The organism is Treponema sp. Marseille-Q4132, from assembly GCF_014334835.1.
Taxonomy (GTDB): domain Bacteria; phylum Spirochaetota; class Spirochaetia; order Treponematales; family Treponemataceae; genus Treponema_D; species Treponema_D paredis.
Genome location: NZ_CP060591.1, coordinates 2,550,687 through 2,563,867 on the forward strand (window position 1 = coordinate 2,550,687; position 13,181 = coordinate 2,563,867).

Below are 13,181 nucleotides of genomic sequence, written 5' to 3' on the forward strand. Positions count from 1 at the left end.
GCAGGAGTCTTTTATGGTTAAGATGTTTGTATTGCAGGGCGTTTACGACAGCGGTAAAACGAGCACGCTTAGAATTCTGGATGAACTGCTTCGGAAAAAATATCCCGATATGAGCGGGGAACCGAAGTATTCGACACGAGGCAAAAATAAGGATTTCCAAGTTATCTATACGCTTAAAGTAAACGGTAACAAGCGGCTCATAGGCATAAAAACCGACGGTGACAACGGCGAGGCTGTATATGAGGATGTGGGCTGGCTCGTAGACAATCAGTGTAACATTATCTTTTGTTCCTGTCGCTCGTACGGAAGCACGGTAGAATCCGTCAAGCGTTTGTCGGAAGAAGCCGATATTACGTTTGTAAAAAAGACCCTTGAAGCGGATGAAGCGAAGCGGCGCAAAGCGAACGTTGCCGACGCACAAAAGCTCCTTACGCTTGCGGGCTTATGATCGGCCGCCGCATATGAGCGCAAAAGCCCGTGCACACGCTTACGATTGTCGCGCGTATCCCGCATCGGGTGCGGCGGTCTTTCCCTCTTCATGTACAGTCCGATTCCGATGACGGTCAGCCGCGGCACTTGCAACGAGGGCGGAGCCCGAAGTTCCCCGCGCAAACGGCAGGGCTGCTGCCGGGAGTGCAGCCTATTTTTTAAGGTAACGGTTATTTTTGGGGAATATAGATTTTCATGCGTAAGCCATGCCCATTAGCTCCCCTCCCGTTGCAGAAAAAACGGCGATGTGATAGTGTTGCACTGCCTATGAAATCCAAACCTTTCGTATCCCTGCTGCTCCTCTCTCTTCCGCTTCTTTTTACCGGCTGTTCGTCCTTTTCCGGTGAAAGCCTTGGTGCGCTCTATGTGATTTTTTTGTGGATAGGCGGCGCTGCGGGTTACGTCATATCGGATTTTATTTGGTCGGGCGACGATGCGGGAAACGAATACACGCCCGCATGGGAAGTGATCGCGTGGTTTTTCTTTACCGCGCTCGGCATCGTTTTAGGCTATGTGAAGCCCTTTTTCCTTTTTTCGGGATTTCTCATTTCCGTTATGACGCCCGTCACCGGCATGACGGTCATTATGCTCATCGTCCGCGTTTTGAGAAAGAGACGGAAAAACTGACATGTCCGGTTTTTACGATTTTTATGACGTCGCTGTCGTCGGTGCGGGGCACGCCGGGATCGAAGCTGCCCTCGCGTGCGCGCGCATGGGATTGAAGACGCTCGTCGTAACGCAGGCTATCGAGTCGGTCGGTCGCCTTTCGTGCAATCCTTCGATCGGCGGTATCGCAAAGGGCAATATCGTCCGCGAAATCGACGCGCTCGGCGGTGAGATGGCAAAGCTCACGGACTCATCTCTCATTCAATTTCGCCTCCTCAACAAAAGCAAGGGGCCGGCCGTACGCGCTCCGCGCGCTCAAGCGGACAAAATCGTCTATTCCGGGCTTGCACGGAAAGCGCTCGAAGCGGAGCCCAATCTTTCGACGCTCATGGACACCGTTACCGATATCGTGACGGCGGAAAGTTCGACGCCGCTTCCGCCGCATTCGGAGGGGAGCGCGGAGGCGGGAACGATACCGGGCGAAAAGAGGGGCGAAACGAAAGGCTCGGCTATGCGCCGGAAAATTACCGGCATCGTAACCGAGCGGGGCCGCGTCGTTCCCGTGCGCGCAGTCGTGCTTACGACGGGAACCTTTTTGGGCGGGCGCATATTTATCGGCGAATACGACGCTCCGTGCGGAAGGCTCGGAGAGGCCGCTGCACAGGGTTTGACGGACTCTCTTCGGAAACTCGGCTTTACGACGGGTAGACTGAAAACCGGCACGCCTCCTCGCGTGCTTAAAAAGACTGTCGATTTTTCGAAGCTCGACGTACAGGAAGGAGACGCCGACGTTATCCCCTTTTCATACGACAATACCTCAGTCGATCGCCCGCTCGTACCCTGCCACATCGTATACACGAATGGCGAAACGCACCGGATAATCCGCGACAACGTTCACCGCTCGCCGCTTTTCAGCGGAAAGATTTTGGGGATAGGGCCGCGCTACTGTCCGTCCATCGAAGATAAAGTGGTGCGCTTTGCCGACCGCGAGCGGCACCAGATTTTCGTAGAACCGGAAAGCCTTGAAACCGATGAAATCTATTTGAACGGATTTTCCTCTTCGCTTCCCGAAAGCGTGCAGGATGCGTTTTTGCGTACGCTTCCGGGCTTTGAAAACGCCGTGCCGTCGAGACCGGGTTATGCGGTCGAATACGATTACGTCGAACCGACCCAGCTTTTTTCGTCGCTCGAAACGAAGCGTGTCGCGGGATTGTTCAATGCGGGGCAAATCAACGGGACGTCGGGCTACGAAGAAGCTGCGGGGCAGGGCATCGTCGCGGGCATCAACGCGGGCTATTACGCGAAAGCGCATCGGAAAATATGCGGCCCCATGTGCGCTGCGTCCGACGATATGCGCTCGTCTCCCGAACGCTTGAACGACGCTCTCGAAAAAGCCCAAAGGGATGCGGGCTTTAACAATTTTCGAACGATACCCGAATGGCAGCCGCTCGTACTTCGCCGCGACGAAGCGTATATCGGCGTATTGATCGACGATTTGGTGACGCTCGGCACAAAGGAGCCTTACCGCATGTTTACCGCGAGAGCCGAATATCGCTTAAAACTCCGAAGCGATACGGCCGACCGCCGCCTTTCTTCCTACGGTTTTGCCGCGGGCTTAAAGACGAAAGCGCAGTTCGACGCCGTAAACCGAAAGTATGCCCTGCGGGAAGAGATATTCGAAAAATTATTAAAAGATCCCGCGCTTGAAAACCCCGGCTACGACGAAAGCGAATGGGAAGAAGCGAAAATCGATTTCAAATACCGCTACTATATCGAAAAGCAGGACAGGCGTGTCGAAAAGATGCACCGCATGGAAAGCGCGCGCATCCCCGACGATTTCGACTACGCATCCGTCGTATCGCTTTCCGCCGAATCGCGCGCAAAGCTCGAAAAGATACGCCCGCGCACGCTCGGGCAGGCGGGACGCATTTCAGGCATCCGCGTAAGCGACGTCATGCTGCTCATGGTATATTTGAGATAGCAAAACCTGTTATCGGCTCGACTGCGGCTATATACGGCAATGCCGTTTATCGGTATACTTATACAATTATGGAAAACAAAACGAAGATCGAAAAGTTCGTGCCGCTCGTTTTGACGCTTTTAGTCGTCGCGGCCGATCAAATTACGAAATATATTGTCGTAAAAACGATTCCGCCGTTTACAATAGGCGCATCGTTTTTCGGCGGCATACTGCGTCTCGTGCACGTTTCGAATACGGGCGTCGCATTCAGCGTCGGCGACAGCTTGCCCGATACGGTGCGGCGTTTTTTGTTTGCGATCCTTCCGCTCGTCGTGATCGGCATCGTATTCGCCGTATACTTCAAAAACAATACGTTTACGAAGCTTCAGCGATGGACGATTTGCGGTATCGTCGGCGGAGGACTCGGAAATCTCATCGATCGGTTTATGCGCGCCGAAGGAGTCGTGGACTTTATCGATATCGATATCCCGAATATCGCCGTGCCGGGATTGTTTTCGCTTGAACGGTGGCCGACCTTCAATATTGCAGACGCGTCTATCGTCGTGTGCTGTGCGATCCTTATCGTTTCGTTTATAAAATCGGCCGGTGAAGAAAGCGGGAGAAGTTCGCATGGAACATAATAATTTTTCCGATATCGACCGCACGGAAATCGAAGCGGAAAAGAAACGGCGTCAGGAAATTATTAAAAAGGGAGAGATCAGACGCAATACGATTCTTTTTACGATTGTAAGCTGTATCGTCCAAGTGATCCTTATGCTCGTTCTTATGATAGCGCTGTATGCCGTCGCGGCCGTTATTTTTTATCGTATCCTCCGACTGCAATCGGCGCTTCCTATCCAAATCGCTTCTCCGCTCGTATTTGTCGGGGGGATGATCTTCGGTTTTATCCTGCATAAAAAAATCATGTTCGTGATTATCGACAAATTGAATCTGTACGGTAAATTGCAAAAGGGACTCGGCGATTATTATCGTCCGCGCAAATAGCGGGATAAAAATCAGGGTAATTCGTAAACCGGAGCATCCATGAAAAAAATCGGCATTATCGGAGCGATGGAAGTCGAAGTGCAAACGCTTGCATCTTCCATGACCGGAGAAGACGGAAGGGGCAGTGTAAAATTAATAAAATCAGGGCATCTTTCGTTTTACGACGGCATGCTTTCGGGTGTCCGCGCGGTCGTCGTAAAAAGCGGCGTCGGTAAAGTAAACGCCGCTCTCTGCGCCGCACGTCTCATATCGGAATTCGGCGTAACGCATATCGTAAATACCGGCATCGCGGGAGCCGCCGCTTCATCGCTCGGCGTATTCGATGTTGTCGTTTCAACCGACGCGATGTATCACGATGTCGATGCGACCCTTTTCGGCTATAAACCCTGCGAAATCCCGCAGATGGATGCGTATCGTTTTCCGGCGGATGAGAATTTGATAAGGGCTGCCGAAAAGGCGTTTGCAAAAACGGATGCGGCGAAAAAATATACATTATTAAAAGGCCGTGTCGCTTCAGGCGATCAGTTTATCGCTGACGGAAAAGTAAAACGGCATATAAAAGAGCTGTGCGATCCCGCGTGCATAGAAATGGAAGGAGCCGCTATCGCACATACGTGCTATTTGAATGATGTACCCTTTGTGATCATACGCGCCATGTCGGATGCCGCGGACGACAACGGGGGAAAAGCGATTGCGTTCAACGAAAAAGCGGCCGCCGAAGAGAGCGCGGCCATCGTTATTGAAATGATGAAATTATTATAAGCGGAGTGTGTACTTAAGCATCTATGAACCTTTTGGAAAAATTTAAAGAGACGGCGTCGTCCGTTCTCCCCGTTATGGCCATCGTGCTCATACTCGGAGTCACTGCAGCTCCGCTCGGAAGCGATCTGCTTTTGCGATTTTTTGTCGGCGGCATTCTGCTCATCACGGGCTTGACGATTTTTTTGCTCGGCGTCGATGTCGGCATTCTTCCGCTCGGAGAGCAGGGCGGTTCGGAGCTGACAAAGCGGAGGAACCTTCCGCTTTTGCTCGGTGCGTCTTTTCTTATCGGCTTTCTCGTTACCGCATCGGAACCCGATATCCAAGTACTCGCCGATCAGGTGCGGAGCGTTTTCCCGCTCGTAAACAAATTGATTTTTATCATGATGATTGCGCTCGGAGTGGGTCTGTACGTTATGCTCGGACTTTTACGTACGGTCATGCGCCTGTCGCTGAAGATGATCCTCGCGATTTCGTACGTCGTTATTTTCATACTGGCCTTTGCGGCTCCGCAGAGTTTTATCGGTATCGCCTTCGATTCGGGAGGAGCGACGACGGGACCGATGACGGTGCCCTTTATCATGGCGCTCGGTATCGGCGTTTCTTCCGCGCGTATGAATTCGAAAGGCGGATCGAGCGATTCGCAAAGCGATAATTTCGGTCTTACGGGTATGGCGTCCGTCGGACCTATTATGGCGGTGCTGTCCTACGGTTTGATGCTTTCGCATCATGCATCCGTCGTTTCCGAAACGGCTGCAGCCGGTGCGGGAGGGGAAGCGGTACAGGGACTTCGCGCATTTACTGCGGTGCTGCCCCATATCGTGCAGGAAGCCGCTTTTTCGCTTCTTCCGGTCGTCACTCTCTTTGTCGTGTTTCAGATTTTTTTGCTCCGTCTGCCGCCCAGACAAGTTGCCCGTATGATCGCGGGTTTTATCTACAGTTATATCGGACTCGTCGTTTTTCTCGTCGGCGTCAACGGCGGTTTTATGACGGCGGGACGAAAGCTCGGTGAACTGCTCGGTATGCGCGCGGCACAAAGCGGCGGTCTTTGGACGGCCCTCCTTATCGGCACGGGGCTTTTGATCGGTGCGGTCGTCGTGTGCGCTGAGCCTGCCGTATGGGTACTTACCGATCAGGTCGAATCGATTTCCGGCGGTACGATAAAGCGAAAAGCGCTTCTCGTCTTTTTGTCGGCGGGTGCGGCCATCGCGATAGGTCTTGCGATGGTGCGGGCGCTTACCGGATTCAACATCATGTATATCCTCGTGCCCGGCTATGCGACCTCTCTTATATTGATGATCTTTTGTCCGAAGCTCTTTACCGGCATCGCCTTCGATTCGGGGGGCGTCGCGTCGGGTCCCATAAGTTCGACCTTTGTGCTTTCGTTTGCACTCGGCGCATCGCAGGCGGCAGGCGGCAGTTCCGACGCTTTCGGCGTTATTGCGCTCATCGCGATGACGCCGCTCATCGCGATCCAAGTGCTCGGCCTCGTGTTTCAATATAAAAAAAAGAGGAGAGGATAAAGATGACGGCATACAATTTAATAATCTGCATCGTTCCGCACGATGAAGGCGAGTTTATCACAAAGACTGCGGTGAGTGCGGGCGCGGGCGGCGGAACTGTTATGATGGGGAGAGGTACGACGGCGAGCGGCGTGCTGCATGTACTGGCTCTCGGCGATATGCCGAAAGACATCGTGTACATACTTGTTCCCGCAGAAAAAAAATCGGATATTGTCGGCGCGATTGCCGCCGCATCGGAAGCGAAAAAGAAAAAGTTCGGCGTACTCGTTACGGCCGATGCTGCAAAATTATTAAAAACCGGAACCGTTTCGGGAGGCGGAGATTATATGACTCAAAAAACGACACATCAGATGATTACCGTGATTGCAAATAGAGGCTATGCGGACGATATTATGGCGGCGGCGCGGAAAGCGGGCGCCGGAGGCGGTACGGTCATCAATGCGCGGGGGACTGCGACTCCGGGAGACGCGAAATTTTTCGGTATGGAAATCATACCCGAAAAAGAGATGATATTCATCATCATCGATTCCGAAAAGCTCGACGGTGTTTTCGAAGCCGTCCGCACGCTGCCCTGCCTTGCAGAGCCCGGAAGCGGCATCGCATTTTGCACTCCGGTCGGAGACTTTACCCTGCTCGGAAAAAAATCTTGAAAACCGCCGATGCCGTACTGTGTGCGCTTTCAAAGCCCGAGACGGCAGACGGTTTTATTTCGGGTGAAGCGCTGGCCGAAAGATCGGGCGTTTCCCGGCAGGCGGTGTGGAAAGCGGTACGGCAGCTGCGCCTGCAGGGTGCCAGGATCGAAGCCGTGACGAACAGGGGTTATCGCCTTTCGGGTGCGGGCGGCATCCTTTCGGAAAAAGCCGTCGCTTCGCTTATAGACGAAACCTTTGGTGCGCGCGTTTATGTCTATCAGAAAATCGATTCGACGAATACCGAAGCGAAACGTCGCTTGGCGGAAGCTTCCGACGTGCGCTCCCTCAACCATACCGTGATCGTATCATCTTCTCAAACGGCAGGACGCGGGAGACTCGGACGAGCGTTTTATTCGCCGGACGGTTCGGGTTTGTATCTTTCCATCATCTATGCACCGAATGAAAAAATAGAATCGCCTGCGCTTTTGACCGCGACGGCGGCAGTCGGCGTGTGCCGCGCGCTCTTTTCGGTTTACGAAGCCGATGCCGAAATCAAATGGGTAAACGATATTTTTATGCGCGGCAAAAAAGTTTCGGGCATCCTCACCGAAGGCATTACCGATTTTGAGAGAGGCGGCATATCGTGCGCGGTCGTCGGTATCGGCGTAAATATCGCACCGCAGACTTTTCCTCGCGAAATAGCGGACGTCGCGACTTCCGTACTCGACGACAAAAAAGCGGATACGAAACGGAGCGCGCTTGCGGCGGCGATCGTAAACGAAGTGCTTTCGATTTACACATCCGGAAAAAAAGGGTTTGTCCGTGCGATGCAAGAATACCGCGAGCGTTCGCTTTTGACGGGAAAAAGGGTAAGGGTGCATCCCGTCATAAACGGCGCCGAATCGTATGAAGCGGAAGTGACGGGCGTCGGAGAAGATGCGAAATTGATCGTAAAAACCGGAGACGGAAAGGAGCGCTTTCTCGACAGCGGGGAAGTGACGCTTCATTCGCACTGTGCGGAATAAAAACTTTTTTTGAGATAACGTGTAATTTCTGCCGATTGCGATAATGCCGGCTGCGTGGTATACTGTAATCGATAATAAAAAAACGGAGTGTGGCATGGACGAACAGGAATTGGATCCCGCGATCGCGGCATTGCTTGCGGAAGCGGAAAAGTCGCACCGAATCGGAGAAGAGGAAATCGATACGGCCGAGCCGGACAATGTGCCGGAAGCGAAAAGCGACAACGGCGCGCGCCGGCCTTCGAAAGGAATTCACGATGTCGATTTGGGCGTCAAGGGGTTCGACCCTCCGGGAAAATTGCTGAACGATGTTTCCTCCGGCGTTTTCGACGATCCGCAGTATTATAAAACGGCGCTTTCCGGCGAAAACGAATCGGCACAGCGTGTGCACACGCAGCTTTCAAAATATCTTACGAGTCAGGATCCGAAAGACCGTTCTGTTTTCCGGCAAAATATTATTTCGGCGTATTGGGAACTTTTGCGCGGTATGTCGGAAAAATCGGGGAATATGCATTTGCCCATGCCCAAGCGTATGCTTATGCGTTTCGGCGTTTTGCTCCCGTCGCTTTTCAAACCCGAACAAAAGGAATTTTTTTCGCGAATCATATTCGAAAATCTCACGAACGAACCGATCCTCTATATGGACGAATGGTTTAAAGAAGTCCTTTCGGGACGCATGAATATTTCGATGACGGACGAACCCGCCTCTTCACGCAAGATCAGCAAAAATCCCGATGAAGCTCAGATGCAGGAACAGACGCGGCTCATGCAGCTGCAGTCGAAAAATTCCGGCAAACTGCAGAGCGCCGAAAGTATGCTCACGATGAAAGAGCACGAACGGGAAATGCTCGAAATCGAACTGAAACGCCTTGTCGACGATATATGCGAACACCAGCCGTGTTTCGGACTTGAACCGCATCGCGCTCCGTATACCGAAGCGCAAAAGCACGAGTTTTCAGAAATAAGCGACAAACTGAGAAACCTTTCTCGCAACGATAAAGAGCTCTCAAAAAATTTGCGCGAATATGAAGAAGCGAAGAGCATCTTCGACAGCGTACAGGAAAAACTCGACGCGGGTCCGGAAATCGTCGAAATGAATACGGGCGATTTGAAAACCGAATTCGATACGGTGCGTCAGATGGCAAAGATGACGGTCGGCCGGCAGGGAAATCAGTTTCCGATTTTTACGCGGGAGTTTTTTCACTGTACCGAAAAGGGAACGGGTACGCGCGAAAACGTGCTCGAAGTTATGCGCTGGATCGAATCGATCGACCCGGGTGCATTTTGCCGCATTCACAAAAGCGTGCCGAACAGGATCATCCCGTATACGCTGCTCGTGCCGACTTACGGCGACCGCGGTTTTTGCTGGCAGCCTTTCGATCGCTACAATCTCGTGACCAGCCGCGGCCGCATCGTCATTCCGATGTATCCGCGCGATCTGCATATAGCCGTGCTGACCGCCGTCGCGGATCTTCGCTGGCAGGTTGCAAAAGAAAAAGCGTCGTATTATTGGATGGAAGAAGGGCTTACCGGTCAATATTATCAATACATTGATCGGCAAAAATTAAAAGGCGATCTCAAACAATTTTTTATCGAAGACTATATTTTATGGATGACGAAAGAATCCTCCGGCGTACAGCGTCTCGATAAAGAAGTTCGCGGCATCTTTTGGCGCAATATGCCGTTTCCGCAAGCACGCAAAGAAGAGCTCAGGAAGCGGAGTCTCGTGTACGACGAGTTGTGCATTAAAGACAATAACCGCGCGATGTCGGACGGCTATTGATCGGCAGTTTGCACGGAGGATTTTACCGAATCCTGTATTTCATGTTCCTATAGACAGATATGGAAAAGCGAGTATACTGGTCTTGACAGATTAATAATTCTGCCAAGGAGTTTGGTATCGTTATGAAAAAGATGTTGATCGTAACGCTTATCGTATCGGCGGTTTTTGTATCGGCTTGTGGAACTAAAAAACTTTCATATACAGCCGGCACATACGAAGCGACAGTCAGAGGGCACAATGCCGATATTACCGTTTCGGTGACATTCGATAATTCGGCGATAAAGGATATCGTCGTAACGGATGCTCACGAAACGAAGCGTGTCGGAGAGGTTGCGCTGAACGAGATGCCCGGAAAAATTATTGCAGCGCAGGGGCTCGGAGTGGACGCCGTTGCCGGCGCGACGATTACGTCCGCTGCGATAAAAGCCGCCGTCGCCGCGTGTGCAAAGCAAGCGGGTGCGGATCCCGAAGCATTGTATAAAATAGCACCGGCTGCGGAAAAGGCAAAAGACGAAACCTACGAATACGATGTTGTTGTGGTCGGAGGCGGTATTGCCGGTATGATGGCAGCTGCGAAAGCGCACGAACAGGGTGCGAACGTCGCGCTGATCGAAAAAGAAGGACTGCTCGGCGGAAGTTCGGTCAATACAAGCGGCGTATGGCAGGGAAACCCCGATAACAGCGATGACGCGAAAGAGCTCTGGATCAAAGCGTGGCTCAATTCGCAAAACGAAGTGACGGCCGTAGGTTTCCCGAAAGAGGAAATGATACGCGCGACAGCCGATATCAGCTACGATTCGATTTCGTTTTTGAAAAATATCGGTTTGAATTATACGGTGCGCCATCAAATCGGTCTCGATAAAACGGCGCTAAATACCGCCGGCGGCAGCAAAGCGTCCGGCAGTATCGCGTCTACGACCTACGTTATCCCCGATGTGCAGGATACGAAGCGCGGCTGGAAAATATGCGAAGTGCTCAATGATTATCTTGTCAAAGAAAATATTGCCGTCTTTTTGAATACGCCCGGTACAAAGCTTTTGATGAATGGCGATGGTTCCGTTGCAGGCGTCGTTTCGGAAACAAAGCGCGGAATGAAAACGTTTAAAGCGAAAGCTGTTATTCTGTGTACCGGCGGATATCATCAAAACGAAGCGATGATGAAAAAATACATGCCGATTTCGGCGGGCAATTATTCCGCGAGTGCGATCGGAAATACCGGAGATGCCATCACGATGGGAGAAGCGGTCGGTGCGCAAGTCTATGACAATCAAGTCGTATTCGGCGGATATTTCGTATTTAATCCGCGCGATGTGTACCGCGGCGGTTACGCGTACAGCGATACGATTCCGAACACGCTTTACGTTTCAAAATACGGCGATCGGCGCTTTAAGGAAGACGGACACGCGTATTCGGCTACGGCGATGTATAATATTTACGGCGAGCCAACCTTTGTGTGGGATATAATCGACAGCGACGCTATCGCTTCCATCGCGATCCGTACCGATATGTATACTATCGGTGCCGACGAAATTCTTGCAAATAAAAACGGCTTATACGAAGTGTATAAGACCGATACGCTTGCAGAGCTTGCGGAAAAGATCGGCGTTATTCCGACGCTGTTTCTCAAAACCGTCGAACACTACAACGATCTGTGCGATCGCGGTGTCGACAGCGACTGGGGTAAATCGCCGCAGCTGCTTGAAAAGATCGATAAGGGTCCGTTCTATGCGATCAAGGGATATTCCTGCGACCGCAGTACGGTCGGCGGCATTGTGACGAACGTCAACAGTGAAGTCGTATCGCAAAACGGTGCCGTCATCCCCGGCTTGTATGCGGCAGGCGATGCGTCCAATCGCGCATTTTACGGCGGTGCGTACTTAGGTGCGAGCGGTCTTACGGTAGCGAGCACGCGCGGATATATGTCGGGACGCAATGCGGCGCAGTACGCTTTACGAAAATAGCATTCGGGAGCTTAGTAAAAACGCGGCGGCACCTCTACAAATCTGACCGAGTTTTTAGAGGCGCCCATTCGTTACATTAATATTATCGGCATCCTGCAGTTGCGGAAGTGCAGCCGAGGGATGCCGATTTTTTATCGGACACGCTTTGCTTTCGTTTTGCAAAAAGAGCCGATGCCGCTTATCGTACGCTTACGATGATTTTATCGACTATCGTTTTCGCCGTCGTCAATTTTGAAACGTCGGTATAAATCTTTCCGTCGCTGCCGTCTTCGGAGCCCGTTCCCGTAAGCGAAAGCACGATTTCGCCTCCCGCACCTGAAGGGATTTTCGCTTCGTATACGACGGAAGGCTGGCCGTTGACGCCGGAATTTTTCTTTGTGTAAAAATCGTTGTAGTCGAAACTCGTATTGAACTCCGCTTTAATAACGTATGTTCCGTCGCCGATTTCGGCGGTAAATGAGACGCCTCCTTTCGGTGTTGCAGCCGTTACGGCGTCCACGTCGGAATTGACCGGAGCGCCTTTCGCGCTTTCGTACTTTGCCGCGTGATACCATACCGGAAGCGATTCCGGCCGGCCGGCTTTCGGACCGACGATCCAATTACGCTTGCTTGCGCGCTGCGTGACGTAAAGCGTGCGCACGTAATTTCCGTTCGCATCTTCAAGCCAAACGGCGCATTGCGACGCCATTTTTTCTTTCCAATTTTTACCGGCTCCGATACTGACGGTCGCTTCTCTTGCGAAAAGCGCCGTACCCAAAAGCAGGATTCCCATAAAAGCACATGCTTTTTTCATTGTATACCTCCAAAAATTGCATTCATCCATATAGCGATAAAGCGATCCGTATACCGCTTTCCGTTATTCCAATATTTTTTATCGCATTTTTTTAAAATGACCGATTCGATGCAGCCCCACAAACCCGAAACGAGAACGCCGACGTCGAGGTCGGGATTTGCGGAATGCGCGATGCCGCTTTGAACGCATTCTTTGAGCAGGGCGGCTCCGGTTCTGTTGCACACATAATACTGTTCGATAATTTTATCGCCCGCATCCGATGCCGATTCGATACCCTGCATGACCAGCAGCGCTCTCCGCGGGTTTTCAAAGCACCATGAGCGGAACGCATCGATCGCGCCGTACAGCCGCTTTTTGCCCGGACGGGAGCCTTTTGCTCCGGCTGCGATTCGGGTGTTGAGTTCGTTTAAACAATCGAGGCTGATCGCCTGAAAGAGTTCGTTTTTGTCTTTGTAATAGTGGTAGATGTTTGCCGCCGTAATTCCGCAATTCGAGGCAATGTCGCGCATGGCGATCTCGTCGGGGTTTTTGTGCATGAGCAGTTCAAGCGTTTTTGTTTTTATCGTCGGAACGATTTCAGGATTCGCATTCCGCAAAGCCGCCTCCTTGTAAGACTTTAGTAAACAGTGATAATTTAACATTGTTTAG

Annotated in this window: 13 protein-coding genes; 11 read left to right on the top strand and 2 right to left on the bottom strand. The window is 51.9% G+C overall.

The features are described 5' to 3' along the window. Window positions 1–13: 13 nt before the first annotated feature. From H9I35_RS11565 to H9I35_RS11615, 11 genes are all read left to right on the top strand, one after another. Window positions 14–448, top strand: a complete 435-nt coding sequence (locus tag H9I35_RS11565; RefSeq protein WP_187419505.1) for a hypothetical protein — start codon at window positions 14–16, stop codon at window positions 446–448. Window positions 449–756: 308 nt separating this feature from the next. Next, entirely contained in the window at window positions 757–1,116 is a 360-nt protein-coding gene (locus tag H9I35_RS11570; RefSeq protein ID WP_187419506.1) for a hypothetical protein, read from the top strand. A 1-nt stretch (window position 1,117) separates the two neighbouring features. Beyond that, window positions 1,118–3,076, top strand: a complete 1,959-nt coding sequence (locus tag H9I35_RS11575) for a tRNA uridine-5-carboxymethylaminomethyl modification enzyme MnmG/GidA (protein WP_187419507.1) — start codon at window positions 1,118–1,120, stop codon at window positions 3,074–3,076. Window positions 3,077–3,144: 68 nt separating this feature from the next. Then, window positions 3,145–3,696: a signal peptidase II gene (gene lspA / locus H9I35_RS11580; protein ID WP_187419508.1), complete on the top strand. Its 552-nt coding sequence runs from the start codon at window positions 3,145–3,147 to the stop codon at window positions 3,694–3,696. Then, on the top strand, window positions 3,686–4,060 hold the full coding sequence (locus tag H9I35_RS11585) for a hypothetical protein (RefSeq protein WP_187419509.1): 375 nt from the start codon (window positions 3,686–3,688) through the stop codon (window positions 4,058–4,060). The genes lspA and H9I35_RS11585 overlap by 11 nt, the downstream gene beginning before the upstream one ends. Window positions 4,061–4,099: 39 nt before the next feature. Continuing rightward, window positions 4,100–4,822, top strand: a complete 723-nt coding sequence (locus tag H9I35_RS11590) for a 5'-methylthioadenosine/adenosylhomocysteine nucleosidase (RefSeq protein ID WP_187419510.1) — start codon at window positions 4,100–4,102, stop codon at window positions 4,820–4,822. Between the two features lie 23 nt (window positions 4,823–4,845). Continuing rightward, on the top strand, window positions 4,846–6,342 hold the full coding sequence (locus tag H9I35_RS11595) for a DUF1538 domain-containing protein (RefSeq protein WP_187419511.1): 1,497 nt from the start codon (window positions 4,846–4,848) through the stop codon (window positions 6,340–6,342). Window positions 6,343–6,344: 2 nt separating this feature from the next. Next, on the top strand, window positions 6,345–6,992 hold the full coding sequence (locus H9I35_RS11600; RefSeq protein ID WP_187419512.1) for a P-II family nitrogen regulator: 648 nt from the start codon (window positions 6,345–6,347) through the stop codon (window positions 6,990–6,992). After that, complete coding sequence (locus H9I35_RS11605; RefSeq protein WP_187419513.1) at window positions 6,989–7,999, top strand: biotin--[acetyl-CoA-carboxylase] ligase; 1,011 nt, start codon at window positions 6,989–6,991, stop codon at window positions 7,997–7,999. The genes H9I35_RS11600 and H9I35_RS11605 overlap by 4 nt, the downstream gene beginning before the upstream one ends. Window positions 8,000–8,093: 94 nt before the next feature. Next, window positions 8,094–9,779, top strand: coding sequence for a hypothetical protein (locus H9I35_RS11610; RefSeq protein ID WP_187419514.1), 1,686 nt, complete (start codon window positions 8,094–8,096; stop codon window positions 9,777–9,779). A 122-nt stretch (window positions 9,780–9,901) separates the two neighbouring features. Continuing rightward, window positions 9,902–11,740 carry an FAD-dependent oxidoreductase gene (locus H9I35_RS11615; RefSeq protein ID WP_187419515.1) on the top strand — a complete coding sequence of 613 codons (1,839 nt, stop codon included), beginning with the start codon at window positions 9,902–9,904 and terminating at the stop codon, window positions 11,738–11,740. A gap of 178 nt (window positions 11,741–11,918) precedes the next feature. Here the strand turns inward: H9I35_RS11615 and H9I35_RS11620 are convergent, their stop codons facing one another. Then, on the bottom strand, window positions 11,919–12,533 hold the full coding sequence (locus H9I35_RS11620) for a DUF2271 domain-containing protein (RefSeq protein ID WP_187419516.1): 615 nt from the start codon (window positions 12,531–12,533) through the stop codon (window positions 11,919–11,921). Beyond that, the gene (locus tag H9I35_RS11625) at window positions 12,530–13,129 is read right to left on the bottom strand and encodes a TetR/AcrR family transcriptional regulator (RefSeq protein WP_187419517.1); all 600 of its coding nucleotides are present in this window, start codon (window positions 13,127–13,129) and stop codon (window positions 12,530–12,532) included. Before H9I35_RS11625 ends, H9I35_RS11620 begins: the two co-directional genes overlap by 4 nt. Window positions 13,130–13,181: the final 52 nt, after the last annotated feature.

Bases quoted from the DNA above. Each gene is read 5' to 3' on its own strand.
- H9I35_RS11620 (WP_187419516.1), bottom strand. From the start codon at position 12,533: ATGAAAAAAGCATGTGCTTTTATGGGAATCCTGCTTTTGGGTACGGCG.
- H9I35_RS11575 (WP_187419507.1), top strand. From the start codon at position 1,118: ATGTCCGGTTTTTACGATTTTTATGACGTCGCTGTCGTCGGTGCGGGG.
- H9I35_RS11565 (WP_187419505.1), top strand. From the start codon at position 14: ATGGTTAAGATGTTTGTATTGCAGGGCGTTTACGACAGCGGTAAAACG.
- H9I35_RS11600 (WP_187419512.1), top strand. From the start codon at position 6,345: ATGACGGCATACAATTTAATAATCTGCATCGTTCCGCACGATGAAGGC.
- H9I35_RS11610 (WP_187419514.1), top strand. From the start codon at position 8,094: ATGGACGAACAGGAATTGGATCCCGCGATCGCGGCATTGCTTGCGGAA.
- H9I35_RS11595 (WP_187419511.1), top strand. From the start codon at position 4,846: ATGAACCTTTTGGAAAAATTTAAAGAGACGGCGTCGTCCGTTCTCCCC.
- H9I35_RS11615 (WP_187419515.1), top strand. From the start codon at position 9,902: ATGAAAAAGATGTTGATCGTAACGCTTATCGTATCGGCGGTTTTTGTA.
- H9I35_RS11590 (WP_187419510.1), top strand. From the start codon at position 4,100: ATGAAAAAAATCGGCATTATCGGAGCGATGGAAGTCGAAGTGCAAACG.
- H9I35_RS11570 (WP_187419506.1), top strand. From the start codon at position 757: ATGAAATCCAAACCTTTCGTATCCCTGCTGCTCCTCTCTCTTCCGCTT.
- lspA (WP_187419508.1), top strand. From the start codon at position 3,145: ATGGAAAACAAAACGAAGATCGAAAAGTTCGTGCCGCTCGTTTTGACG.
- H9I35_RS11585 (WP_187419509.1), top strand. From the start codon at position 3,686: ATGGAACATAATAATTTTTCCGATATCGACCGCACGGAAATCGAAGCG.